The 23,671-nt window shown below is 60.5% G+C and carries 23 protein-coding genes; 12 read left to right on the top strand and 11 right to left on the bottom strand.

Annotated elements, in window-relative coordinates:
• Window positions 1-20: 20 nt before the first annotated feature.
• The 10 genes from Q666_RS44995 to hemA all read right to left on the bottom strand — a co-directional run bounded on the left by Q666_RS44995 (window position 21) and on the right by hemA (window position 10,278).
• Window positions 21-266, bottom strand: coding sequence for a hypothetical protein (locus Q666_RS44995; protein WP_023003030.1), 246 nt, complete (start codon window positions 264-266; stop codon window positions 21-23).
• On the bottom strand, window positions 263-1,024 hold the full coding sequence (locus tag Q666_RS44990; protein ID WP_023003031.1) for a hypothetical protein: 762 nt from the start codon (window positions 1,022-1,024) through the stop codon (window positions 263-265). Before Q666_RS44990 ends, Q666_RS44995 begins: the two co-directional genes overlap by 4 nt.
• Window positions 1,021-2,088: a Rieske 2Fe-2S domain-containing protein gene (locus tag Q666_RS44985; protein ID WP_023003032.1), complete on the bottom strand. Its 1,068-nt coding sequence runs from the start codon at window positions 2,086-2,088 to the stop codon at window positions 1,021-1,023. The genes Q666_RS44990 and Q666_RS44985 overlap by 4 nt, the downstream gene beginning before the upstream one ends.
• Window positions 2,085-2,252, bottom strand: coding sequence for a hypothetical protein (locus Q666_RS66385; protein WP_023003033.1), 168 nt, complete (start codon window positions 2,250-2,252; stop codon window positions 2,085-2,087). Before Q666_RS66385 ends, Q666_RS44985 begins: the two co-directional genes overlap by 4 nt.
• On the bottom strand, window positions 2,249-2,470 hold the full coding sequence (locus Q666_RS44980; RefSeq protein WP_023003034.1) for a hypothetical protein: 222 nt from the start codon (window positions 2,468-2,470) through the stop codon (window positions 2,249-2,251). The genes Q666_RS66385 and Q666_RS44980 overlap by 4 nt, the downstream gene beginning before the upstream one ends.
• Window positions 2,471-2,763: 293 nt before the next feature.
• The gene (locus tag Q666_RS44975) at window positions 2,764-4,740 is read right to left on the bottom strand and encodes a thiamine pyrophosphate-binding protein (RefSeq protein WP_023003035.1); all 1,977 of its coding nucleotides are present in this window, start codon (window positions 4,738-4,740) and stop codon (window positions 2,764-2,766) included.
• Window positions 4,741-4,770: 30 nt separating this feature from the next.
• Window positions 4,771-6,381, bottom strand: coding sequence for a glutamate synthase-related protein (locus Q666_RS44970; RefSeq protein ID WP_023003036.1), 1,611 nt, complete (start codon window positions 6,379-6,381; stop codon window positions 4,771-4,773).
• A gap of 53 nt (window positions 6,382-6,434) precedes the next feature.
• A complete protein-coding gene (locus tag Q666_RS44965; RefSeq protein ID WP_023003037.1) occupies window positions 6,435-7,682 on the bottom strand; it encodes a cation:proton antiporter in 1,248 nt (415 codons plus the stop codon).
• Window positions 7,683-7,831: 149 nt separating this feature from the next.
• Window positions 7,832-8,566 (bottom strand): DUF1194 domain-containing protein, encoded by a 735-nt coding sequence (locus tag Q666_RS44960; protein ID WP_023003038.1) that lies wholly within the window; start codon window positions 8,564-8,566, stop codon window positions 7,832-7,834.
• A 494-nt stretch (window positions 8,567-9,060) separates the two neighbouring features.
• Window positions 9,061-10,278: a 5-aminolevulinate synthase gene (gene hemA / locus Q666_RS44955; RefSeq protein WP_031270302.1), complete on the bottom strand. Its 1,218-nt coding sequence runs from the start codon at window positions 10,276-10,278 to the stop codon at window positions 9,061-9,063.
• A 460-nt stretch (window positions 10,279-10,738) separates the two neighbouring features.
• On the opposite strand from hemA, the gene Q666_RS44950 reads away from it, so the two are divergent.
• The 5 genes from Q666_RS44950 (at window position 10,739) to Q666_RS44930 (ending at window position 14,550) form a co-directional block, all read left to right on the top strand.
• On the top strand, window positions 10,739-11,365 hold the full coding sequence (locus Q666_RS44950; RefSeq protein ID WP_023003041.1) for a TetR/AcrR family transcriptional regulator: 627 nt from the start codon (window positions 10,739-10,741) through the stop codon (window positions 11,363-11,365).
• Window positions 11,366-11,375: 10 nt separating this feature from the next.
• A complete protein-coding gene (locus Q666_RS44945) occupies window positions 11,376-12,149 on the top strand; it encodes an enoyl-CoA hydratase/isomerase family protein (protein WP_023003042.1) in 774 nt (257 codons plus the stop codon).
• A gap of 98 nt (window positions 12,150-12,247) precedes the next feature.
• Window positions 12,248-13,789, top strand: coding sequence for an AMP-binding protein (locus Q666_RS44940; RefSeq protein WP_023003043.1), 1,542 nt, complete (start codon window positions 12,248-12,250; stop codon window positions 13,787-13,789).
• 3 nt (window positions 13,790-13,792) lie between these two features.
• Window positions 13,793-14,182, top strand: a complete 390-nt coding sequence (locus Q666_RS44935) for a MaoC/PaaZ C-terminal domain-containing protein (RefSeq protein ID WP_023003044.1) — start codon at window positions 13,793-13,795, stop codon at window positions 14,180-14,182.
• The gene (locus tag Q666_RS44930; protein WP_023003045.1) at window positions 14,179-14,550 is read left to right on the top strand and encodes a phosphate acetyltransferase; all 372 of its coding nucleotides are present in this window, start codon (window positions 14,179-14,181) and stop codon (window positions 14,548-14,550) included. The genes Q666_RS44935 and Q666_RS44930 overlap by 4 nt, the downstream gene beginning before the upstream one ends.
• Window positions 14,551-14,616: 66 nt before the next feature.
• On the opposite strand, the gene Q666_RS44925 is transcribed toward Q666_RS44930, so the two are convergent.
• Window positions 14,617-15,006 (bottom strand): DUF427 domain-containing protein, encoded by a 390-nt coding sequence (locus tag Q666_RS44925; protein ID WP_208984244.1) that lies wholly within the window; start codon window positions 15,004-15,006, stop codon window positions 14,617-14,619.
• 190 nt (window positions 15,007-15,196) lie between these two features.
• Here Q666_RS44925 and Q666_RS44920 point away from each other — a divergent pair, with 190 nt between their 5' ends.
• From Q666_RS44920 to Q666_RS44890, 7 genes are all read left to right on the top strand, one after another.
• Entirely contained in the window at window positions 15,197-16,453 is a 1,257-nt protein-coding gene (locus Q666_RS44920; RefSeq protein WP_023003047.1) for a glycerate kinase, read from the top strand.
• Between the two features lie 72 nt (window positions 16,454-16,525).
• Window positions 16,526-17,707, top strand: a complete 1,182-nt coding sequence (locus Q666_RS44915) for a GAK system CofD-like protein (RefSeq protein ID WP_023003048.1) — start codon at window positions 16,526-16,528, stop codon at window positions 17,705-17,707.
• Between the two features lie 27 nt (window positions 17,708-17,734).
• Window positions 17,735-18,145, top strand: a complete 411-nt coding sequence (gene rbsD / locus Q666_RS44910; protein WP_023003049.1) for a D-ribose pyranase — start codon at window positions 17,735-17,737, stop codon at window positions 18,143-18,145.
• 297 nt (window positions 18,146-18,442) lie between these two features.
• On the top strand, window positions 18,443-19,549 hold the full coding sequence (locus tag Q666_RS44905; protein WP_023003050.1) for a substrate-binding domain-containing protein: 1,107 nt from the start codon (window positions 18,443-18,445) through the stop codon (window positions 19,547-19,549).
• A 1-nt stretch (window position 19,550) separates the two neighbouring features.
• Window positions 19,551-20,900, top strand: coding sequence for an extracellular solute-binding protein (locus Q666_RS44900; protein WP_023003051.1), 1,350 nt, complete (start codon window positions 19,551-19,553; stop codon window positions 20,898-20,900).
• Window positions 20,901-21,099: 199 nt separating this feature from the next.
• On the top strand, window positions 21,100-22,404 hold the full coding sequence (locus Q666_RS44895; protein WP_023003052.1) for a sugar ABC transporter permease: 1,305 nt from the start codon (window positions 21,100-21,102) through the stop codon (window positions 22,402-22,404).
• Complete coding sequence (locus Q666_RS44890) at window positions 22,401-23,633, top strand: carbohydrate ABC transporter permease (RefSeq protein ID WP_023003053.1); 1,233 nt, start codon at window positions 22,401-22,403, stop codon at window positions 23,631-23,633. The genes Q666_RS44895 and Q666_RS44890 overlap by 4 nt, the downstream gene beginning before the upstream one ends.
• Window positions 23,634-23,671: the final 38 nt, after the last annotated feature.

Genomic DNA, 23,671 nt, shown 5'->3' with positions numbered 1-23,671 from the left:
CGGCCATCCTGACCGTTTCCTCAGTGTCCGCCGCCCAGCTTCGCCTTCACGAATTCAATGAACCGGTCCAGGATGCTCAAAACCAGGAACACGGCGAGCAGGCCGACGAAGAACCGGAGGTCGCGCAGCAACGTGCCGGGGGCAAAATCCTGGACGCTGCTGTTGGCGTAGGTCCACACAGCCCAGGCGATCCCGGCGAGGAGTGCTGTCATCACCAGCGAGATCAGGATGGTCTGCCAGAGAGGCTTTTGCGGCTGGTCGCTCATTTCAGCACCCTGGCGGTTAGAAGGTCCGCTTTGAACACCATCAGGTCATCCAGCTGTTCGACCTCACCTTCGACCTCGATGTAAAGCGCCAGCAGCGGATCGATGGCCTCGCCAAGAAGCTGGCCGTCCTTGCCTGCCAGAAGAAAGAAATTGCGCCCCTCGACCGGTCCGGACGAGACGAAGACCGGGGGAATGCCGCCGGTCAGGCAAAGGTCCGCGCAGGCCTTGTGCGCAAGGCCCCGGCCCGGGCGCATGGCGCCCGCATAGCACTTGCCGTCGCAGATTTCACCGGTCAGTTTCCAGCGCCCCAGCGAGACGGGTTCGGATGGGGTGAAGCCGGGCGCATCGTCCATAGCAGGTGCTACCTGTCCCACCTGGATCATTGTCAGATCGCCCCGGTTCACGGGCACTCCACGCAAGGTCACCTGCATCTCGCGATTGGCTTCTGCCTGTTCAAAGACACCGCGTTTGCCCTGGCCTGCCAGCATGTAGGTGCGGGCAGGGGTGTCGCCATCCGCCGGAATGCGGAACACCGGATAGGGCCGGAGTTCGAGCAGGCCGGTTTGCTCGAACCTGTTGCCCCACTGAAACGTGCCGCTGCCCGGATCGTTCTGGGTGGTGGACAGGGCGAAGGCTGCAAGGCCCAGTCCCGCGACAAAACACAGGGAGAAGACCCCGAGAAAGGCCACCAGTGGCTTCGGCACCTTGTTGAGATAGCCGACGAAAAACGGAGCCGCCTTGGTTTGTTTCCAGCTCATGACGCACCTCCGATCACCACCGGCTCGACATAGGTGCCGGGTGGCAGAGCGTTGGGATCGAGAAGAACGGTGGAGCCGACCAGCTTCAGCTTGTAGGTGGCGATCTTCTCGGTGAAGGGCGCGGGCGCGCAGCCGTCGGCCAGATTGTACTGATACCCGTGCCAGGGGCAGGTGATGCAGCCCCACAGCACCTTGCCTTCGCCAAGCGGACCGTTCTGGTGGGCGCAGACATTGGTGACCGCCGACAGCTTGCCGTCATACTTGAAGATGGCGACACGCTCTTCTTCGCTCAGGGTCACGACCTTGGCGCATTTGTCGTCGATTTCGTCCACCTCTCCGGCGACGACCCAGCCGGCTTCTTCCAGTGAAGCCTTTGCCGTGGCATCGCCCTTTTCCCGATTGGCCTCCAGGCGTCCGCTTGCAAAGTGAAGACCGCAGACCATGACAACGCTTGCCGCAACCATGCCGGTGAAGATGGGATCGGACGGGCCTTGCAGCGCGCCGAGCGCGACATGCAACACCACGAAGGCGTAGGCGGCATAGATGAACATGTGCAGCGCCTTCCAGATCGGCGCTCCCAGAAAGCTGAGCCAGAAATCATGGCTGGTGGCAGCCAGTGCGAACAGGATCAGGAGAGCGGCGATACCGAAAGCCTCGAAGGGAAAGCCGATCACCTGCCCGTAGCTTGTGTTGGAAGACAGTAACGCGACATAGCTATCTGTCGGTGAGAAGTTGAAATACCAGCCAAGCACATAGTTGGCGTGGACAGCCGCAATACCGGCGGTCATCACGCCGAAATGGCGGCGGTTGTAAAGCAGCGGCAGAAAGCGCCGATTGAGCCGTGCCAGCGGCCCGATGCACAGGATCACCGTCAGCATCAGAAAGGCACAACTGCCGAAGGCACGCATCCTCAGGATGGCACCGTCGATTGGCCGGGTGACATCCTCATGGAACGGCCCGACACGAATGAAGATGTAAAGATAAAGCGCAACGGCAATCAGCAGGATGGCGTCATAGACTATCTTGTTGCGGTTCCAGATCACCGGTGTGTATTGCACGCTCATTGGCTTGCCTCCCCGGAGCTTTTCACCGGAGCTTCAATCAGCACAGCCGGTCTGTCCGTGGGGGGCGACTGACGCATCGCCAGAATGGTGAAGAAGACCAGCGGCAGGAGCAGGCCGAGGACGGTCCAGATACGGGCATGGGCTTTGCGATGTGCACGTTTCACCGGCCAGCCTCCCCATGCTTTTCAAGCACGTACCAGCGATAGAGCACCAGCGGCCAGATCAGGCAGATACCGGGAATGAGCAAGGGCCGGAAGACATGAGACCCGCGTGCGGATGGCTCCACCCGGTCGATGCCGATGACAAGAAAGAGTACCGCGACCAGCCCGCCGGCCATGAGATAGTATTTTCCGATGTCGATCAGAATGGCTGCTGTTTGCAAGTGGACCCCCGCCAGGTCTGGATGTGATTGGTGTCAGCTTAGCTCATTACGAAGCATTGCCAACGGTCTCTTCAATTCTTCCGGTCCGAGTTGGCCGCTCTTCTCTTCTCACCCCGTCATTGCAGGGCTCGACCCTGCAATCCATGCCGTTTCCGTGCCTTGAGCGAGGTCCGTCATGTCGAACCGCAATGGCATGGATCCCATGGTCGAGCCATGGGATGACGGAGGAGGAGGTGTTGCTCGAGTGGCCTTGCCGCGTAAAAGGAGCGATTGAGACCTTGTCACGGTTTCCATCACACCAGATCCGCATCGGTAATGATTTCCACCAGTGACGGACCGTCGTGAGCGATCGCATCGGCGATGGCGTCTTTCAGTTCGGCAGGGTCGGTCACCCGGTGGCCGTGACCACCGCACAGGCGCGCGAAAGCGGCGAAGGACGGGTTGGTGAGGTTCGTTTCCCAGACCGGCCATTCGCCCGAGCGCTGCTCCTTGGAGATCTTGCCGAGCTCGGAATTGTTCAAAAGGATATGGGTTATATCCATTCCGTATTTGACGGCAGTGGTGAACTCCATGGCGTATTGACCAAAACCTCCGTCCCCGGAAATCGAGATCACCTTGCGGCCCCGGAATTCCTCGAAGTCCTGGGTCGCGCTCCAGGCGCCCAGGGCCGCGGGCAGGCTGAAGCCGATGGAGCCGAGATAGCCGGACATCAGGATGCGCTGTCCGCAAGGCTCAAAATACCGACCGAAGGAATAGGTGTTGTTGCCCACGTCGACCGGGATGATCGCGTCCGGTGGGCACAGATCGCTCAACGCCTTGAAAACGGCTGCCGAATGAATGCCCCTGCCGCCGTCCTCGGAAAGACGAAGGTCCTTTTCCACACGCCAGATTGTCCAGCGTTCCACCAGTTCTCCCGCCTGGTCGGGGGCATCTGCCGGTTTCAGCACCTGATCGACAATGGCTTCGCAGAAGCTGCCGATCTCGCCCCAGACGGGCAAGGTCACCGGATGGAACTTGCCGAGCTGCATGCGCTCGAAATCCACCTGGATGATTGTCTTGTATGGGGCGATGCCTGTGTGGTTGGCAAAGGATGATCCGAGCGAAACGATCAGATCCGCCTCGTTCATGAACCAGCTTGCAATGGGCGTCCCGGAGCGGCCAAGAACACCAGCCGCCAGCGGGTGGGTGTCCGGGATCAGGCCCTTGCCCTTGAAAGTGGTCAGGACCGGTGCGCCGAGCTTTTCTGCAAGCGCGACGACCTTGTCGCGAACATCCTTGGCGCCGTAGCCAAGCACAATGACCGGGCGTTTCGCTGCGTTGATCATCTCAACGGCCTTTGCGAGATCCTCGCCGGAGGGCGTGATGCCGGTTCCGCCGAGGCGGCCTTCGGGTTTGCCTGCCTCCTTGCTGCTCGGGTTGGTCTGGACGTCGTCGGGGAAAATGAGATTGGCGACATCCCGTTCCACCAGCGCGGTTTTCAAGGCCAGCGACATTAGCTCTGCATGGTTGGAGGTGCTGAGTACCGGCTGGGAAAACTTCGAGACGGCTTCGAACGCGGATTTGAGATCAATGTCCTGAAAGGCCCCCGGGCCGAACACCTGGGTCTGCACCTGGCCGGTGAGGGCCAGAACCGGTGACCGGTCGACCTTGGCGTCCCAGAGGCCGGTCAGAAGGTTGGTTGCGCCGGGGCCGGCAATGGTGAGGCAGGCTGCCGGTTTGCCTGTCAGCTTGCCATAGGCGGAGGCGGCGAAGGCGGCCGCGCCCTCGTGGCGAATGCCGATATAGCCCAAGGCGCCCTTGTCGACCTGACGGCGTATCGCATCGGCAAGGCCGAGGTTGGAGTGGCCGACCATGCCGAAGACACGCTTGACGCCCCAGTTGACCATCGTTTCGGCCATGACGTCGGTCACCGTGCGTTCATGGGGCGGCTCCGGGTCCAGGCCGATGAAGATCTCGTCGCCGTCGATCCTGAGGGGATAGAGCTTCTGGCCACTGTCCTCGTGACCGCCGGGAGGCGTGCCCGTCAGCGGATCGAAATCCCAGCCGTGCCAGGGGCATCGGATCCAGCATTTGCCGTCCGATCCCTTCTCGATGGAACCTTCCCCGAGCGGGCCTCGCTGATGCGGGCAATGATTGTCCATCGCCGCCCACTGGCCTTCGAAATGCGACAGGCAGATCGAGGTTGTACGCGCCGTGACCGTTTTCACCCGGCCTTCGGGCAGGTCTTTGACGTGCCCAACCTTGATCCAGTCGAGATCCTGAGCGTCCATTGGTCTTCCTCCCTTAAACGTCGCGATCGGTCACGCGATGCCGCCATAGGCAACGCCGGATAGCTCGGCCATTTCCCGTTTCCAGGTCGTCAGGTCTTCCAGGGTGAACTGGCTCAGGTGCGAATGACCGCAGGCCCTTGCCATTACCTGCATCAGTTCAACCGATGCTTCGAAGAAGTTGGTCAGCTGGCGGGCGGATTTCTCGATTTCCAGCCGATTGACCAGATGCGGTTTCTGGGTGGCGATCCCGACCGGGCAATTGTTGGTGTGGCAGGCTCGCATGGCGATACAGCCGATGGCCTGCATGGCCGAATTGGAAAGCGCCACCGCGTCGGCACCGAGCGCCAGGGCCTTGATGAAATCGTCGGGCTTGCGCAGGCCGCCTGTGATGATCAACGTGATGTCCGGCCGTTCCGACGTGTCGAGGTGCCGCCGGGCGCGGGCAAGCGCGGGAATGGTCGGAACGGAGATGTTGTCGCGGAAGATGATCGGTGCTGCCCCGGTGCCGCCGCCACGGCCATCAAGGATAATGTAGTCGACACCCAACTCCAGCGCCGCGTCGATGTCCTTTTCGACGTGCTGGGCCGACAGCTTGTAGCCGATCGGGATACCGCCGGTGCGGGTACGGACCTCGTCGGCGAAATCCTTTATCTGGGATCGATCTGTCCAGTCCGGAAAGCGGGGCGGCGAGATCGCGTCTTCGCCTTCCTTCAAGCCGCGGACCTCGGCAATCTTGCCCTTGACCTTGGCTCCCGGCAGGTGCCCACCCGTGCCGGTCTTGGCCCCCTGACCGCCCTTGAAGTGAAACGCCTGAACCTTGTCGAGCTTGTCCCATGCAAAACCGAAACGGGCCGAGGCGAGTTCATAGAAATACCTTGAATTGGCCTGTTGTTCTTCCGGTAGCATGCCGCCTTCGCCAGAGCAGATGCCGGTTCCGGCAAGGTCTGCGCCTCTGGCAAGGGCAATCTTGGCCGGCTCCGACAGGGCGCCGAAGCTCATGTCGGAAACCAGCAACGGGATCTTCAGTTTCAGCGGTTTCTGCGCGTTCGGCCCGACAACAACGTCGGTGCCGACTGGTTCGTCCTCCAGAAGCGGGAATTTCTGCAGTTGGGCCGTCAGGATCTGGATATCGTCCCAGTCGGGCAACTGGTTGCGCGGCACGCCCATGGCGTCGACGCGGCCATGATGACCTGTCTTTTTAAGACCGTCGCGGGCGTATTGCTGGATCAGGCCGTTGTAAGGTTCTTCCTCTGTGCCGTGGCTGGTGTCGGCATAAAGGCCGAGGTAGCTGTTGCGGTTGAACGGCTGCGGATGCTCCCGGGCCCAGGCGGCGACCTCGTCCTCGTCGACCAGGATATCGTCGCCTTCGACCCAGCTGTTGAATTTCGGCAAGGCCTCGGAGTTGTTGTATTCGGAGACGCCGCTGTCGAGCCGGTAATCCCAGTAATGAACACCGCAGATGAGGTTGTCGCCGCTGACATAGCCATCGGACATGAGCGCGCCGCGATGCAGGCAGCGGCCGTAGAAGACGGAGATGTCGTCGTCGAAGCGAACAACCACAAGGTCAACATCTGCGACGAGGGCATAGGTCGGTTTTCTGTCCGGCAATTCGCTGAGTTTGGCAACAACCTGTTTTGTCATGTCTTCCCCCGGCTACTGGCGATATGCGCCCTTGCTATTGGGTTGGTCGAAAGTCAGTCGGCAGGCACTTCCGGCCGCATGGGCGGCATGGCCTTGAGTTCCGCTGCCCCGTCCTTGCCGGACATGTGAGCAGCGTACCATTTGGCAAAAGGCACGGCTGTGACACCATGCAGGACCGCGCTGATCCAGACCGCGTTAACGGCCAGATTCAGGAGCTGTTCGCCGATTGCGTGATCAATCTGGTCAACGACGAGGAGCGCAAAAAGGGCTGTTGCCAGTCCGCGCGGGCCGAACCAGCCGAAAAAGAGCTTGGTCAGTGGGGCGGCATCCGTGCCGGCAAGCGACAGCCAGACCGCCAGTGGCCGCACCACGAACAGGCTCACCAGAATGAGCGCAAGGCTGGCGGCATCAAGATGGGCGATGGCATCGGGCAACAGGGCAAGACCGATCAGGAAAAAGGCACCCCAGGAAAGCATCTGGCCTTCGCTTTCGGTGAATTCGTAGATGAAGGCGCATTGCCCCTTGATGACGTTGCCGAAGAAGAGCCCTGCGACGAACGCTGATATGAAGCCGTTGCCGCCGATTTCGCCGGCGGCCAGATAAGCGCCGCAAGCCATGGCAATGGCGCCGATGCCTTCGATGGTATCGGTGGTCATGCCCCGGCGTTTGGCAGCCAGAAACAGCACCCCGCCCGCAGCACCGATAGCCGCGCCCGCCAGGGGACCAAGGATCAGTTGCTTGGCGCCAAACATCAGCCAGTCTGTCGCGCCCGGCTGCATCATTTCCCCGGCAAGGCTCGCGAACAGCAAGATGGCCGGCAGGGCCAGTCCGTCGTTGAGGCCGCTTTCCAGCGTCAGCGCCCGGCGCACCCGCTCCGGCACCGCCTTGTTGGTGACGACAGCCTGGCCGAGAGCAGCATCGGTCGGCGCGAGCAGCGCGGCAGCAAGAGCGGCGACGATGAGCGGTTCGCCGCTCAAAAACGGTATGGCCGCCACGGACCCGATAATTATGGCAAGTGGCAGGCCAAGGGCGAGCATGCGCAGGGGCCATTGGTGGCGCTGGCGCAGGGCCTGAAGATTGATCTGGGCAGCGTCCAGGAACAAAAGGACGATGAGAGCCATTTCGGCAACGATATGCAGAAGGCGTTCAGCATCGGTTCCAGGCATCAGCCCGGTCTGGGCCATCAGGTAGCCGAAGCCGATGAAGAGGATCGGCGCTGTCAGGACGCCCTTCGACAATGTCCTGGCCAGCAGCGTGTAGCAGACCGTAAACAGCGCCAGAAGCAACAGGCCGGTTGTCATGAAACGGTATCCCCCTCGAACGCTGTGACGTTAGGACAGCGCGAGCTGCCGTCTCAAATCATAATGCGATGACGCGGTTGTGCGACAGCCGTGATTTGCCAATGGCGAAAATGCGTTTGGAAAGGGTGGGTCAAAGGCCCGTGTGAGGGTTACTGCAAGGCCGCCAATTGCTTCAGGATACGTTGCGCATCGGCGGGTTTGGCGGCGATTTCAAGGATCAGTTTCTTGCGCACTGCTTCGGCAAATGTCGCTGGACTGTCGGCAGTCACCACAAAGGCGGCCGGACCGCCGATGATGCTCTCGTAGAACCGCTTTTCCAGATCGTAGGCAATCGGCCGGCCGGAACAGTGCCGGCACAGAACCGCCAGGCCGTTGATGACAATACCGGAGGAAACCACGATATTCCGGGCTTCGGGTATGGTCGGACCGTTCCAGTTGTTGGCGCTGTCGGCAGACAGGTCGATCACCCTGCGCAAGCCCGCAAAGGCATTGTCGTCGATCAGCTCCTTGCCTTTCAGAAGCGCTGCGCCGATGGCGTTGCGGCCGTAGGCGCGGCGCGGGGCTGCCATCAGTTCCGTTGCAAAATGCTGGGCGCTCTCCGGTCCGTCGATGACTGTCCAGTCCACGACAACATCCTGGGAGTGCATGTCCGCCCATTCGACATAGGTGACGACGATCTTGCCGTAAATGTTGCTGGCGATGGCATTCAGCACTGACGGATCCGTGATCGCGTCGGCATAGCCCTTGCGTTGAAACCGAATTTCTTCGTCATCGATGGACCCGGTCGCATCGGCCAGGAGCACCAGTTCCAGATCGAGTTCTTCGGAAAAGGCTGGGGGGATCAGAAAAAGGCACCAGACAACAACAGCAAGGATTATCCGCATCGCAACCGTCTCCCCATGGCAAAGGCATTTGAGAGTAGCTAGGGCGGGGTCGGGAAAATGGCAGGGTGGATGATGGTCGTGTCGCGAAGTTTGTCGTTGTTTGCACATGTCATAATACGGCTTGCCCCACTCGTATCCGGGGAAGCTCTCGCCACAGAATATTTGCACTCAAGCACTGGCAACTTGTCATCCCTGCGCAGGCAGGGATCCAGTAACTCACAGACTTTGCGGTTTTCGTCTCATACGACACGGCGTACTGGGTCCCGGTCTTGCTGCTGACGCAACAAACCGGGACGACAAATCATGGAGGTTCGGATGTGCTTAATCCCGCAATCCATGCCAATGCGTTTCCTCGTTCACGCACTTTGTTTGGAGGTGCAGGGGCTTGGATCCCATGGTCATGCCATGGGATGACGACGCTTGGAAATGAACAAACAAAAAAACCCGCCTTCCATCGGAAAGCGGGTTTGCAGGGTCTGCTTTTTAACCAGAGCTTACGCGACAGCGCGGGCCAGTGCGCATTGGGACCAGAGGTCGTTGATCGCGTTGGCGAGGTGTTCGATGTCCTCGGCCGTGTGCAGTGGTGTCGGGGTGAAGCGCAGGCGCTCCGTGCCGACCGGAACTGTCGGATAGTTGATCGGCTGAACGTAGATGCCGTAGGTGTCCAGAAGGATGTCAGAGATCCATTTGCACTTCTTGGCATCACCCACCATCACCGGAACGATGTGGCTCGGGTTTTCCATGTGCGGGATGCCGCGCTTGTCGAGAGCGGCGCGGACCTGAGCGACCCGGTCCTTGTGCGCCTTGCGTTCGAACGGGCTGTCCTTCAGGTGACGGATGGAGACGGCTGCGCCTGCTGCCAGCGCCGGCGGCAGTGCGGTGGTGAAAATGAAGCCGGAGGCGAAGGAGCGGATAAAGTCGACAACCGTCTTCGAACCGGTGATGTAACCGCCCATCACGCCGAAGGCCTTGCCGAGCGTGCCTTCGATGATGGTCAGACGATCCATCAGGCCTTCGCGTTCGGCAACGCCGCCACCGCGCGGGCCGTACATGCCCACGGCATGCACTTCGTCGAGGTAGGTCAGTGCACCGAACTTGTCGGCAACGTCGCAGATCTCCTTGATCGGCGCGATGTCGCCATCCATGGAATAGACGCTTTCGAATGCGACCAGTTTCGGCGCGTCCGGATCGTCCGCCGCCATCTGGCGTTCCAGGTCTTCATAGTCGTTGTGCTTGAAGATGCGCTTTTCGCAGCGGGCGTGGCGGATGCCTTCAATCATGGAGGCGTGATTGAGCGAGTCCGAATAGACGATCATGCCCGGAACCTGGGAGGCGAGCGTACCCAGCGCTGCCCAGTTGGAAACATAACCGGACGTGAAGATCAGAGCAGCTTCCTTGCCGTGCAGGTCGGCCAGCTCGTTCTCCAGAAGAACATGGTAGTGGTTGGTGCCGGAAATGTTGCGCGTTCCGCCTGCGCCTGCGCCGCATTTGGAGATCACGTCCTGCATCGCGGACACGACCTTTTCGTTCTGGCCCATGCCGAGATAGTCGTTGGAGCACCAGACGGTCACGTCCTGAACGGAACCATCTTCGCGGTAACGGGTTGCGCGCGGAAAAGCACCTGCCTGACGTTCCAGATCTGCAAACACACGGTAATTGCCGTTGTCATGCAGTTTGCCCAGGCGTTCTTCCAGATACGCGTTCACGTCCATTCTCAGGATCCTCTCATCGCGGGCACCTTTGCCAGCGCCTCTCTCCTGCCCGCGCAACTCGCGTCCCGCGCGGCCAATTTGCTGCCTGGAACCTTTCCGTCCGATTCCAGACTAGCAGCTAACTTATAGCCATTCAAAACTGCTTATCAAAGTTTTGGCCTTGATCAAGGTCAAAAACCCCGGCTGCGTCCAATCGCCATAGTGTCCGTTGCCGTGGTTTGCCAAGGAAAACCGGCCTTGTTCCCTTGTCGGAAAAAGTGCGCAATACCCGGTGAAACCGAAGAATATCCCAAGGTGATTGCCGGAAAATTTTCGCGGTCACGGCAAACATGGGTATGGCATCGGAATGTGCATGGGGCCAAATTGCCGCATTCTTCGGCCCGGTTTGAAGAAGTTTCTTGCTTTCAACCCTCAAACATGAATACTGATTCATGTTTCATGAACTGGGAGGAAACAGCAGGTGCGCAAACCAGCCGCAGAAGCAGACGCGCCGCAAAAGGCTGCAGGCAACCAGCCGAAAACGGCGCGCGGTGAAGCCACCCGAAAGGCGATCCTGACCGCTGCCGAAAGGGTGATCGGCGAGAAGGGCTACAACGACGCCTCCATCGGCTACATTACCAGTGAGGCAGGTGTCGCCCAAGGCACTTTCTATATCTACTTTACCACCAAGGAGCAGGTGTTCTCGGAGCTTGTCCTGGAAATGGGGCGGCTGGTCCGACATACGATCGCCGAGGCAACGCAGGGCATCGGCAACCGGCTGGAAGCGGAAGAGGCCGGCCTGCGGGCCTTCCTGGAATTCGTCCAGGCCCATCCGGACCTCTACCGGATCGTACAGGAAGCACTGTTCGTCGATCCTGCCGCCTATGAGGAATATTACAAGACATTCGCCGCCGGTTACCGGTCGGGACTGGTTGCCGCCGAGGCCGCCGGCCAGATCTCCAAGGGGGACACGGAAACCCGTGCCTGGGCCCTCATGGGCATCGCCCGGGCCCTTGGCGAGCAGCTGGTCGTGTTCAAGTCGGAAAAACCCATTTCCGAACTGGTTGCCAGTGCCTACGACCTGATTGCCAACGGCATCAAACCCTGAGGCGCATGTCATGGGTCTCGTTGAGGCAGAAACACGCGGCGGCGCGATCTGGATATGGTTGAACCGGCCGGACCGGCACAATGCTCTGGTTCCGGCCCTGGTTTCCGAATTGCGGAGCGCCATTGCCGAAGCGGCGATGGTCGAACCGGTGGCGCTGGTTCTGTCGGGCCGCGGATCCAGCTTTTCGACCGGTGGCGATATTGGCGGGTTTTTGGACCATGCCGGATCGCAAGGTACACTCATGGCCTACTCGGACGAGCTTGTCGGCAGCTTGCACGAGACGATCCTCGACCTGTTGTCCTTTCCGGTGCCGGTGCTGGCGGCGGTTAATGGGCCGGTGACGGGTGGGTCTGCTGGCTTGATGCTGGCGGCAGACATGGTTGCCATGTCCGGGACGGCCTTTGTCCAGCCCTACTACAATCAGGTGGGGTTCGGTCCGGATGGCGGCTGGACAGCCTTGCTGCCGGACCGCATCGGCACTTCGAAGGCACTTGCGATCCAGTATCGCAACACGCGCATCAGTGCTTCGGAGGCCGTGGAACTGGGGCTTGCCGTCTGTCAGGTGCCGGGGGCTGAGCTTGTTGCAACTGTTGACGGCTGGGTCGTGGATCTCGGCAAAGGCTTCGCGCAGACCCACCGCACGACACGGCAGAGTGTTTGGGATGCACGCAGATGCGCGATGGTGCGAGACCGTCTCGACCAGGAAAAAGCCAGGTTCCTGGACCTGGTGAGCTGTCAAAGCACGCTCGACGGCATGAAGGAATTCACCAGGAAACGGGCCTGAGGAGAAGCCCGTCCGAAGGACCAGGACGGCGACAGCAAGACGGACACCTCGACTTGCTGGGCGCTGGCTCGAGGCCCCGCCAGGTGTTGGGAGGACGCATGGAATATTTAACCGACATGGCCGCAAAACGGGCGGAGCTCACGCCCGGGGCGACAGCCTTTGTCGATCATGAAAGCGGCAGATCTTTCAGTTTCTGCGAGATCAACGAGCGCGCCACCCGGTTGGGCAATCTTCTGCTGGGTCGCGGCCTTGCCAAGGGCGACCGCATGGCGGTGCTCTGCCATAACCACCCGGATTTCTTCGTGCTGCTGTTTGCGGCTCAGAAAACCGGCATCCTGCTTGTGCCGCTCAACTGGCGACAGCCGGTTGCCGAGCTGCAGCCCATCTTGGCGGCCTCCGGTGCGAAGCTGCTGTTTCATGATCTTGCGTTTGTCGAGATTGCCGAAGAACTTGCCGCCACAACCGGCCTGTCCCTTCTGCCTCTGGGCGCCGAGGGTCGGGGCGGCAGCGCTCTTGATCGTCTTCTGACGGGGGCAAGTCCTGCAGCGATCGGATGCGGCAAGGTCAAGGCCTCGGCCCCCTGGTATCTGCTTTACACTTCCGGAACGACGGGCCTGCCCAAGGCGGTCATCCAGACGGCAGGCATGGCCTATGCCAACATGATCAACTACTGCCAGGCAACGGGTCTTTCGATCGGCGAAAAGGGCGTCAATTTCCTGCCGCTCTTCCATACGGCGGGGATCAACCTGCCGACGCTGCCGATCTTCCTGAACGGCGGCATGTCGACTGTCTTGCGCAAGTTCGATCCGGAGACCGTGCTTGATCTCGTTTCCGCCGGAAACGTCACCTGCTTCTTCGGTGTTCCGGCGATCTATCAGGCGCTGGCCCTGTCACCCAGGATCGGCAAGACGAATTTTTCGAAGGTCCGGTCGCTCGGCTGTGGCGGTGCGCCTGTGCCGAAACACCTGTTGTCGGAGTTTCAGGAGCGGGGCGTCACCATCTGCAACGGCATGGGCATGACCGAGACCGGGCCAACCGTGTTCCTGATGGACAAGGGCCATGCGCCCGCCAAGATCGGCTCAGTCGGAAAACCGCAGATCCTGACGGATGTTCGCCTGGTCGACGGCGATGGCGGTATCGTCGAAGGGCCGGGGGAAGGGGAAGTCCAGTTTCGTGGGCCGAACATCACGCCGGGCTACATGGACAACAAGGAAGCGACGGTTGCCACCTTCACGGTCGACGGCTGGCTGAAATCCGGTGACATCGGGCGCCGCGACGAGGACGGCTACTACTACATCGTCGACCGGATCAAGGACATGTACATCTCGGGAGGCGAGAACGTCTATCCGGCCGAAGTCGAGAAGGTTCTTGTCGGTCATCCGGCCGTTCTGGAGGCTGTGGTGATTGGTGTGCCTGATGCTAAGTGGGGCGAGGTCGGTGCGGCCTTCCTGATTGTGCGTCCCGGCGAAGACCTCGACACGACGACGTTGGCCGACTGGTGCCGCAAGCAGCTGGCGCCCTACAAGGTGCCGAAAAGCTTTACCGTCGTTGATGACCTGCCGCGCACCGCGGCGGGCAAGGTGCGCAAGAACATTCTGAAAGACGACTTCCTTGCCGACAATTCCCTGGAGAAAGCATAACCGATGAGCCTGACCGCTGACGCGCAGCACAGCGCAACGTTTAGCTGGATCCCCCGTCAGGAGGATTTCGATGCCTTTGCCGATCTGTCCGGTGATGACAACCCGATCCACGTCGATCCCGAATTTTCGGCTCGCACACGGTTCGGCCGCACCGTCTCCCACGGAATGCTGCTTTATACGCGGGTCTTTGCGCATCTGGAGGCCCTCCATCCGGGGCGAAGCCATGCCGTGCAGACTTTGATGTTTCCCAATCCGGCCTATGCGGATGAGGAGCTAACGTTTTCATTCACGCAGAGCGAGGACGATGGGGACCTGATCCTGATCGAGGTCGCCCGTGCGGCGGATGGGGCCGTGACCTTGTCCGGTTCCTGCAAACTGGGGGTGCGGACATGAGCCTGGAAGTCGGAGCGCGCGCGGAAGTCAAACGCAGCTACACAGAAGACGACATGCGTGGTTTCGCGCAGCTTGCCGGAAACGATACGGAAGTACCGGTGTCTGTTCCGGGACCACTGATCGGCGGGCTCTTTTCCTATCTGCTGGGCGTCGAGCTGCCGGGGAGAGGAACCAACTACCTGAAGCAGAGCCTGGAGTTTCTGGCGCCCGCCCCGGTCGGGGAGACGCTGACGGCCTCGGTGACCATCACGCGCCTGCGGCCGGAAAAACACCTGGTCGATCTGGAAACGGTCTGTGAAGCCGAGGACGGCACCCGCATCTGTCAGGGCCGGGCGCTTGTCTATGTCGAGGATGTCGGCAAGGACTGAGCCGTTGTTACAGGTTTTCGGCTGCCGCGCGGCGTTAGGCTGACCGGTTGCGCATTCGAGGGCCTTCTACTCGCCCTCGATGATCCGGACCTTGGATGGCCAGAAGGCGTAGTGCCCGGCAAGTTTCTCCGCCATCGGCACCGGCGATCTGTAGACCCAGCCGATCTCCTCACCGTCATGGGAAATGTAGCTGGCGTCGCCCTTGATGGGGCAATGGGTAGACTTGTCGACATACCCGAACCGGGTCTTGAGATCGGCTTCCGGCACGTAGATCACGGGGTCATAAAAAGACTTGCCGATTTCAAGAACGCGAACCGCATTGATGCTGTCCGCCAGCAGGGCCGCGCCCTGATAGATGCGAATACGCCGGGGTACGTCCTTTATCACCATCAGGTGGTCGGGGTTTTCCGGGTTGCGGATCGCCGTATCGAAGGCGGGCATTGTCTGCGCAGTCATGAGGTCCTCCGTGGAATTGGCCCTCATGTGTGGATGGTGACGGTGAAACGCAAAACAATTCTATGCTGCAGGGCACACGGTTTCGCTGGGTTTTGGGCGTTCGCAGGTTGAAGGTCATCGTTTCGGCCTTGATAATTCCTGCAGTTCTGCGCTCAAACAGGAGAACATGAATTTAGGAAGAAGTGGTGCCATGGCCGAAAGCGTTCAGGATTTTTTGAAACGGCTGTTCCTGCGGGCCGTCGAAGTGGCGGACCCGATGCAGAGCCTTGGTGCGTTTCTGCCGGAGAAACCAGCGGGCCGCGTCGTGGTGATCGGCGCAGGCAAGGCCTCCGCCCGAATGGCGGAAGCGGTCGAAAAGGTCTGGGGGCCGTGCGAAGGCCTGGTGATCACGCGCTATGGCTACGCGAGGCCGTGCGAAGGGATCGAGATCGTGGAGGCCGCGCATCCGGTTCCGGACGAAATGGGGTTTGTCGCGACCAAACGCATGATCGAGCTTGTTTCCGGCCTGGGTGAGAACGACTATCTGCTGGCGCTCATGTCCGGTGGTGCCTCGGCCTTGCTGATTGCGCCTGCCGGAGAAATTTCACTGGCCGAAAAGCAGGCGGTCAACCAGGCGCTTCTGGCCTCCGGTGCGCCAATCGGCCAGATGAATGTCGTGCGGAAACATCTGAGCCGGGTGAAGGGCGGGCAATTGGCAGCCGCTGCCTATCCTGCAAAGATGCTGGCTCTGCTCATCTCCGATGTTCCCGGTGACAATCCTGCTGAAATCGGGTCCGGTCCGACGGTTGGTGATACCAGCACGACGGCCGATGCCAAGGCGATCCTGGAGCAGTGGAAGATCGCAGTGCCGGCTTCGGTGCAACAGGTTCTCGCCGCCGGAAGCGGTGTGTTGAAGCCCGATGACGAAAAGCTTGGCCGTGTGTCGAATGTCATCTTCGCAGCTCCCTCCCAGTCGCTGGAAGCTGCCCGGACACTTGCCGAAGCAGAAGGCTGTGATGTCGAGATCCTGGGGGATGCCCTGGAAGGCGAAGCGCGGGAAGTGGCGCGTGCCCATGCAGAGCTTGCCCTCAGCCGCCAGAGCGAGCGCCCCGACGGTAGCCGGCCCTTGCTGCTCCTGTCCGGCGGTGAGCTGACGGTGACCCGACGCGGCGAGGGCGTTGGCGGACCGAACGCCGAATACGCCCTGGCTCTTGCCTTTGCCTTGCGTGGGGCTCCAGGTATCCACGCGATCGCTTGCGACACGGACGGTGTCGACGGGGCAGCAGAGGTAGCGGGTGCTGTCATTGGCCCGGATACGCTTGCAAGGGCGGACAAGGCGGGTGCCGATGTGGAAGAGGCACTTCTTACCAATGACGCTCACCGCTTTTTCGACACGATCGGAGATCAGGTTGTCACCGGGCCGACACTGACGAATGTCAATGATTTCCGTGCCATATGGATTGGATAGCGCATTGGCCGGGACGAACGCCCGCAAATCCTTTACCCGGCAAATGGCGCCGGAATTCCCAAGGGACCGGACTTGACTGAAATCACCATCACCCGTGTCGCGCGCCTGCCGGATCCGTTTCGGATCGAACGGTTTCTGTCCAATCCCAAGCTTGGCCCGAGGACGCTGTTCTTCAGCGGTGGATCGGCACTCAACGGTGTCGCCCAGTGCCTGAAGCGCTACACGCATAATTCCATTCACCTGGTGACACCGTTCGATTCCGGCGGCAGCTCGCAAGGGCTCAGGATTGCCTTCAACATGCCGGCCATTGGTGATCTCAGAAGCCGGTTGATGGCACTCGCCGACGAAACGGTGCTCGGCCATCCGGACGTTTTTCGCCTGTTCACACATCGGTTTTCGAAAACAGCCTCGCAAGTGGATCTGGCTGCCGAGCTGGAAAGCATGATCGCCGGAACGCATCCGCTGGTGGAGGCGATAGAGCAGCCGATGCGCACGCTCATCCAGAATCAGCTGGGGATGTTTCACGCCGCACGCCCGATAGATTTCGACCTGCGCGGCGCGAGCATCGGCAACCTGATCCTGGCCGGTGGTTACCTCAACCAGAACCAGCAACTTGAACCGATCATCTTTCTTGTGGCCAAGCTGGTGGGTGTTCAGGGCACCGTCCGGGCCGTTGCCGACGACAACCTGCACCTGGGGGCAGACCTTGACGATGGCGAGGTTGTCATCGGCCAGCATCTTCTGACCGGCAAGGAGCATCCGCCACTGGTCTCGCCGATCAGGAACCTGTTCCTCAATCGGGGGCTGACCGGCAAGGACCCTGCGGAAGCAGCGTTTCCGGACCGCAACCGGAGCCTCATCCAGTCTGCTGACCTCATCTGTTATGCGCCGGGCAGTTTCTATACCAGCCTGATCGCAAATCTCCTGCCGAAAGGCGTCGGAAAAGCCATTGCCGCACGCACCGTTCCGAAGGTCTATGTGCCCGGAACGGGGCAGGATCCGGAAACCGGCACGATGAGTGTTGCCGACAAGGTGCAGACCCTGCTTGCCTACTTGCGGCGTGACGCGGGCAGCGATTGCCCGGTCGACCGTCTGCTCAACTTCGTGATCGTCGACCAAGCGGTTCCGGAGAAGGAAACGGAAGGGCTGCAGGCGCTTGGGCTTTCCGTGCTTCGGCTCGATCTCGTCAGCAAGGCGTCCGCACCCTATTATGCCCCTGTGCCGCTTTGCGAAACTCTGGTCTCGCTGACGTAAGCACCACCGAACATTCAGGACAAGGTCATGAAACGTACGAAGCTTCTAAACCGGCATCTCAGCAAACTGGTAGCCTCGCTCGGCCATACGGACGAGATCGTCCTTGCCGATGCAGGCCTTCCGGTTCCTGCCAATGTTGGTGTGATCGACCTGGCAGTCAGCCCCGGTATTCCGGCCTTCTTCGATGTTCTGGAAGCGCTGGCCGATGAAATGATCGTCGAGCAGGCGGTCTTTGCGGACGAGGCATCGGAAGATCTCGTCACGCAGATCGAGGTACGGTTGGCCCATTGGGCGGCTGACACCGGCAAGCCGATCGAGCATGTCCGCATGTCTCACGAGGACTTCAAGGAGCGTTGTTCGAAGGCACGTGCGGTCATTCGCACCGGTGAATGCACGCCTTATGCAAATCTGATTCTCGTTTCCGGCGTGCCGTTCTGACAATCGCCGCAGACGGTGTCTGCAAGGCCTGTCTCCACAATCATTGCTGAGAACTGACCAACGCGAGGGGGGAGCGGAAATGCTCCTCCCATTTTTGTTTTCCGAAACGTTGCGACGGCATGTTTCGTTGCAACGTCAGTCGCTTCCCGCTCTGCAAAAAATAAAAATTTGATCTCCAAAACCGATTTTGTTGACTTACAAAATCGGTTTTGTAAAAATTTTCCTCAATAAAACAATCTGTTGCCTTTTGAGGCTGCAGGCCGGGAATTGAGCCCTTCGGGCTCGCAGGGAGGATCGATGTCGCGACTTCGCGATTCCGTCACCATTGATGACGTGGCGCGCCATGTGGGCGTTGCGAAAGGAACCGTGTCGCGGGTCCTCAACAATTACACCGATATTTCCGAAGCCACCCGCAAACGTATCCTCAAGGCTGTTCAGGATCTGGGCTATCAGCCGTCGGCCACCGCACGCAATCTGAAGCGCGGACGTCAGGACACGCTCGGCATCGTCATCCCCGTGGGTCACGGCAGTGGAGCGGATCCGTTCCTGTCCGAATTCATCGACGGCATCGCAAGAGCTCTCGACGAACTGGGGCTGGACCTTCTGGTGACCACTGCCCATTCACGCGAACACATGATCGAGACCGTGAAGCGGCTGATTGCCCGGCGCAAGGTGGACGGTTTCATCGTCACCCGAACGGAAGTGGACGATCCGCGCATCGCCTATCTGCGGGAACAGAATTTTCCATTCGTCGCCCATGGCCGCACGCGCGATCCGGCAGGCTATGCCTGGTTCGATATTGATAACGAGGCGGCCTTTGCTGACGGCGTTCGCCACCTCTACAGCCTCGGACACGAGCGGATCGGGTTCATCGGCGGTCCGATGGAACTCAACTTCGCGCTTCAGCGCCGCAACGGGTACAGGCAGGGTCTGGAGGCTCTGGGCCTTGCACATGATCCGGCATTGGAAAATCTTCAGCCGCTCAGCGAAAAAGGCGGCTTTGCAGGGGCCGAGGCGCTGTTGTCGCTGGAGGCGCCGCCAACCGCACTTTTGTGCGTGACTGACGCCCTTGCCATCGGAGCGGTGCAGTACTGCCGCAAATTCGGTCTTAAGGTCGGCTCCGACGTTACCGTCGTCGGCTATGACGGCCTGCCGGTGGGCGAATATCTGGACCCGCCGCTGACGACCTTTTCGCAAAGCGCCCAGGAAGCAGGCGGCAGGGTTGCCCGCATGCTTATCGATGTTCTGGACGGCAAGAACCCCACGGATCTGCAGGCCCTTGCCAAGGCAAACCTGATCCGGCGCGCCTCGGATGGCGCTCCGGCAAATTCATCGGAGGCGCTTGCAAGCGCGCTCCGCGACCGGCTGAACCAACAGCCACATTCCGGCAGGAAGGGAGAGTAATATGTTTGGGAGGACAACATTCCTGGCCTCGACCATCGCGGGCGTTCTGACGCTCGGTCTGACGGCCGCACAGGCCGAGACGTTGCGGTTCTGGACGACTGAAGAACAACCGGAGCGCCTGGCCAAGCAGGAAGAAATGGCCGCCGCGTTCAAGGACAAGACAGGCATCGAGGTGGATGTCATTCCGGTGACGGAATCCGATCTCGGCACGCGTGCCACAGCAGCCTTTGCCGCCGGCGATCTGCCGGATGTCATCTATCACACACTGCAATACGCGCTGCCCTGGGCCGAAGCAGGCATCCTGGATACGGAAGCTGCGACCGAAGTGTTTGAAAAACTGGGTGCCGGCACATTCGCGCCGGGCGCGGTTGCCATGGCTGCCGTTGAAGACGGTGTCGCCTCCGTGCCTGTGGACGGCTGGACCCAGATGGTGATCTACCGCAAGGACCTCTTTGAGGAAAACGGCCTTGCCGCTCCGGACAGCTATGAAGACATTCTGGCAGCTGTCGAAAAACTGCATAACCCGCCCGAGATGTTCGGTTTCGTCGCCGCGACCAAGGTGGACGAGAACTTCATGAGCCAGGTGCTGGAGCACGTGCTTCTGGCCAATGGTGTCAGCCCTGTCGGTGACGACGGTTTCAATCCGCTGGACGAGAAGAAGACTGTCGAAGCGCTGGAGTTCTACAAGGCCATCGCCAAGGCATCGCCTCCCGGAGACCTCTTCTGGAAGCAGTCGCGCGAGCTTTATTTTGCCGGCAAAGCAGCCATGATCATCTGGTCGCCGTTCATCCTGGATGAGCTTGCCGGCCTGCGTGACAGCGCTCCGCCGACCATCACTGACGATCCGACTTCCACGGAACTTGCTTCCAAGACCGGAGTTGTCACCACCTTGAGCGGCCCGTCCAATCCAGATGGGGCAGCCTGGGCCGACATCCGTTACTTCGGCATCACCAACGACGCGGACACGGAAGCGGCGATGCAGTTCGTCGAGTTCTCCATGGATGAGGGCTACCTGTCGACCCTGTCGATCGCGCCGGAAGGCAAGTTCCCGATCCGTCGTGGTTCTGCCGACAACGCGACCGAATTCGTCGATGGCTGGGCAAAGCTCCCGGTAGGTGTAGACCGCAAGGCGCCGCTGACCGATCTCTACGATGCCGAGACCATCAAGACCATCGTCTCCGGTCTCGACACCGCCAGCCGCTGGGGCGTCAAGGAAGGCCAGCTCTCGCTTGCCTCCAAGATGATCAACAGCCAGGTGATGAACCGTCTGGTGCGTGAATACATCGACGACGAACGCGATGCTGCGGCAACAGTTGCCAAGCTCAACGAGGAGCTGGCCAAGATCCAGTAACGCCTTTCCACCCCCAAGACCCCACGAGGGGGTGGGAAAGCCCGCACATAACGGCCCGGACCGGGCGTCTGTCGGATGCCCGGTCCTTCCCAATCTCCTGCCGCTGCATTGCCGGCAGCCGAGATGGGCTCCAGAAAGTTGCCGGTTGGGACTTGTCGGTCGCCAACGGCAGAACGGGATCTAGACCCCGGGCGGAAACATGAACACCAAAACCGAAGCTGACGCTTCCTCAGGGCCGCCGAAAGGCATCGGTCCGATGCAGCGGCGTGAAATGTGGCTGGCGTATCTGATGCTGGCGCCGACATTTGCCATCATCCTGATGATTGTTGCCGGACCGCTGCTTGCCAATTTCTGGATCAGTGTGAAGCCGGTTCAGCTTGCCGACCTGCGGCCGCCGACCGTGCTCGTCAACGAACGGGTTCGTGGCCGGCCAAAAGCACCAGGCGACGAGGCCCGGCTGGAATACCGGTTGCGCAATTCGTCCCAGGACGAGGAAGTCCGCAACGTGACGCTGAGCGATGTGGTGCCCGATGGCTTCACGGTGACTTCGCATTCCGAAAACTGTTCGCTCAATGGCGCCGCGCTGACGTGCGATCTTGGAACCGTTGCGCCTGGCTGGCGCGGAGATGTCGAACTGGTTGGAACCGTGTCGCAGGGGTTTCTGGATGCAAACCGTCCCGAACGTGCGAGCGAGCCGGTTATTTCGGGCGAAGCCAACAATGTGCTGACCAACTTCGAATTCACGTTCGAGAACTTCAGCCGGATCTTCAGCGCGGACGAGTTCTGGTCAGTGCTGCGCATTACGTTCTACTACACCATCTTCGGGACGGGTGGCGCGTTGGTGCTGGGTCTCTTTGCGGCGCAGCTCCTGAACACGACCTTCCCCGGTCGCGGTGTCCTGCGGGGCCTGTTCCTGTTTCCCTACGTCTCGCCGGTGATCGCAGTTGCCTTTACCTGGGTCGTTCTGTTCGACCCGTTTTCCGGCACGCTCAACGCGCTGCTGACCAAAATGGGCGTTGTCGCCGATCCGATCAATTTCTTCGGCCAGAGGGCGATCGAGTTTTCCGTTCTCGGCATTCCGATGGAGTTTCCGCTGGCGCTGACGACGGTGATAGCCTTCGAGGCCTGGCGTTACTTCCCGCTGTCTTTCCTGTTCATCCTGGCGCGCATGCAGTCGATCAACACCGACATGTATGAAGCTGCCGAAATGGACGGGGCGACGCCGCTGCAACAGTTCTGGTACCTGTCGCTGCCGCAACTGATGGGGATCCTTTCGGTCTTGTTCCTGCTGCGCTTCATCTGGACCTTCAACAAGTTCGACGACATCTTCCTTCTGACCGGCGGCAACGCGGGCACTCGTACGCTGACCGTCGATGTCTATGAGCAGGGATTTGCCCTGTCCAATCTCGGCGCCGGTGCAGCCGTTGCCGTGGTCGTGTTTGTCGTCCTTGTCACCTTCGCCACTTTGTTCATCCGCTTTTCGCCGAAGGAGGAAGGGCTATGAGACCCGGCAGTATCGTTCTCGCGGCGCTGACCGGCCTGATCTGGGGCGTGACTGCCATGGTGGTCATCGGTGTCACGCTGACACTGGTGACCGGCGATGTGGCGCAGCCGCAGGCAACGGCGGCAGGTCTTGCGGGGCTTGTCAGTGCTCTGGTTCTGGTCTGGAGGCAGTCGACCGGGGGCGCTGGAGCCATGGCGGACAGGGGGCTTTGTGCTGCCGTCCTGTTCGTCGTCCTGATGGTGGCTTCCTTCGCGGCGCCCTTCGGTCTGTCGCTTGGTCAGCACTCCTTGTGGCAGGGACTTGGTCTGGTGATGTTTGTCGCCGGCGTTACCGGTGCCAATGCGATCTGCCTCGGTGGGGCCCGGCTTGGTGCCATGTCGCGCTATGAGCGTGAGGTCGTCTATATTCGCATCGCGAAAGGCGTCGGCTTCGTCGTCTTCTCGATCATTGTCGCCTTGCCGTTCTACGTCATGATCATGACCTCGCTCAAAAGTCAGCAGGCACTGCTGGCCAATCCGCTGGACCTGTCGATCGACGTCAGTCAGGGCATCAGCGGGCTTTTCCGGTCCTATGTCGAGCTTTTCACCCAGTTCAACTTCAGTCGTTACCTGATGGTGTCCGCCTTCGTGTCGGTGGCAACCGTCGTGCTGACATTGCTGTTCTCGGTGCCGGGCGCCTATGCCGTGTCGCGGCTGCGGTTTCCGGGGCAGGCATTCCTGGCCCGCTCCGTGCTGCTCATCTACATGGTGCCGGCGATCGTGCTGGTGATCCCGCTCTATGCGGTGTTCTCGCAGCTTGGCCTGCGCAACACACTCACCGGTCTGTTGATCGTCTATCCGGCAACCACCATCCCGGTCGCGCTCTACATGCTGCAGGGGTACTTTCGCGGTCTGCCGTCGGAGCTGGAGGAAGCCGGACTGATGGACGGGCTGTCGCGCATCGGCGTGATCCTCAAGATCACCCTGCCGCTGTCCCTTCCGGCGCTGGCTTCCGTTTCCCTATACGTCTTCATGATCGCCTGGAACGAGTTCCTGTTCGCGTTCATGTTCCTGGATGATCCGGACATCTTCACGCTGTCGCGCGGAGTGGTGTCCCTCAATTCCTCCGAGGTGCCACGTCAGCATCTCATGGCGGGCGCGGTAATTGCGACCGTGCCCGTCCTTTTCATTTTCCTGTGGTTCGAACGTTTCCTTGTCCAGGGCCTGACGGCCGGCAGCGTCAAGGGTTGAACGATCAAGAGAAGGGGCTCTGAAGAGCCCGAGGGAGT

The organism is Labrenzia sp. C1B70 (assembly GCF_000475395.1).
GTDB classification, from domain to species: Bacteria; Pseudomonadota; Alphaproteobacteria; order Rhizobiales; family Stappiaceae; genus Roseibium; species Roseibium algicola.
The sequence above is the reverse complement of the archived record's forward strand: the minus strand, read 5'-3'. Positions and strand labels throughout refer to the sequence as shown.

Bases quoted from the DNA above. Each gene is read 5' to 3' on its own strand.
- Q666_RS44890 (WP_023003053.1), top strand. From the start codon at position 22,401: ATGAGACCCGGCAGTATCGTTCTCGCGGCGCTGACCGGCCTGATCTGG.
- Q666_RS44990 (WP_023003031.1), bottom strand. From the start codon at position 1,024: ATGAGCTGGAAACAAACCAAGGCGGCTCCGTTTTTCGTCGGCTATCTC.
- Q666_RS44945 (WP_023003042.1), top strand. From the start codon at position 11,376: ATGGGTCTCGTTGAGGCAGAAACACGCGGCGGCGCGATCTGGATATGG.
- Q666_RS44995 (WP_023003030.1), bottom strand. From the start codon at position 266: ATGAGCGACCAGCCGCAAAAGCCTCTCTGGCAGACCATCCTGATCTCG.
- Q666_RS44970 (WP_023003036.1), bottom strand. From the start codon at position 6,381: ATGACAAAACAGGTTGTTGCCAAACTCAGCGAATTGCCGGACAGAAAA.
- hemA (WP_031270302.1), bottom strand. From the start codon at position 10,278: ATGGACGTGAACGCGTATCTGGAAGAACGCCTGGGCAAACTGCATGAC.
- Q666_RS44895 (WP_023003052.1), top strand. From the start codon at position 21,100: ATGAACACCAAAACCGAAGCTGACGCTTCCTCAGGGCCGCCGAAAGGC.
- Q666_RS44900 (WP_023003051.1), top strand. From the start codon at position 19,551: ATGTTTGGGAGGACAACATTCCTGGCCTCGACCATCGCGGGCGTTCTG.
- Q666_RS44920 (WP_023003047.1), top strand. From the start codon at position 15,197: ATGGCCGAAAGCGTTCAGGATTTTTTGAAACGGCTGTTCCTGCGGGCC.
- Q666_RS44935 (WP_023003044.1), top strand. From the start codon at position 13,793: ATGAGCCTGACCGCTGACGCGCAGCACAGCGCAACGTTTAGCTGGATC.
- Q666_RS44975 (WP_023003035.1), bottom strand. From the start codon at position 4,740: ATGGACGCTCAGGATCTCGACTGGATCAAGGTTGGGCACGTCAAAGAC.
- Q666_RS44905 (WP_023003050.1), top strand. From the start codon at position 18,443: ATGTCGCGACTTCGCGATTCCGTCACCATTGATGACGTGGCGCGCCAT.
- Q666_RS44965 (WP_023003037.1), bottom strand. From the start codon at position 7,682: ATGACAACCGGCCTGTTGCTTCTGGCGCTGTTTACGGTCTGCTACACG.
- Q666_RS44930 (WP_023003045.1), top strand. From the start codon at position 14,179: ATGAGCCTGGAAGTCGGAGCGCGCGCGGAAGTCAAACGCAGCTACACA.
- Q666_RS44925 (WP_208984244.1), bottom strand. From the start codon at position 15,006: ATGACTGCGCAGACAATGCCCGCCTTCGATACGGCGATCCGCAACCCG.
- Q666_RS44985 (WP_023003032.1), bottom strand. From the start codon at position 2,088: ATGAGCGTGCAATACACACCGGTGATCTGGAACCGCAACAAGATAGTC.
- Q666_RS44960 (WP_023003038.1), bottom strand. From the start codon at position 8,566: ATGCGGATAATCCTTGCTGTTGTTGTCTGGTGCCTTTTTCTGATCCCC.
- rbsD (WP_023003049.1), top strand. From the start codon at position 17,735: ATGAAACGTACGAAGCTTCTAAACCGGCATCTCAGCAAACTGGTAGCC.
- Q666_RS44940 (WP_023003043.1), top strand. From the start codon at position 12,248: ATGGAATATTTAACCGACATGGCCGCAAAACGGGCGGAGCTCACGCCC.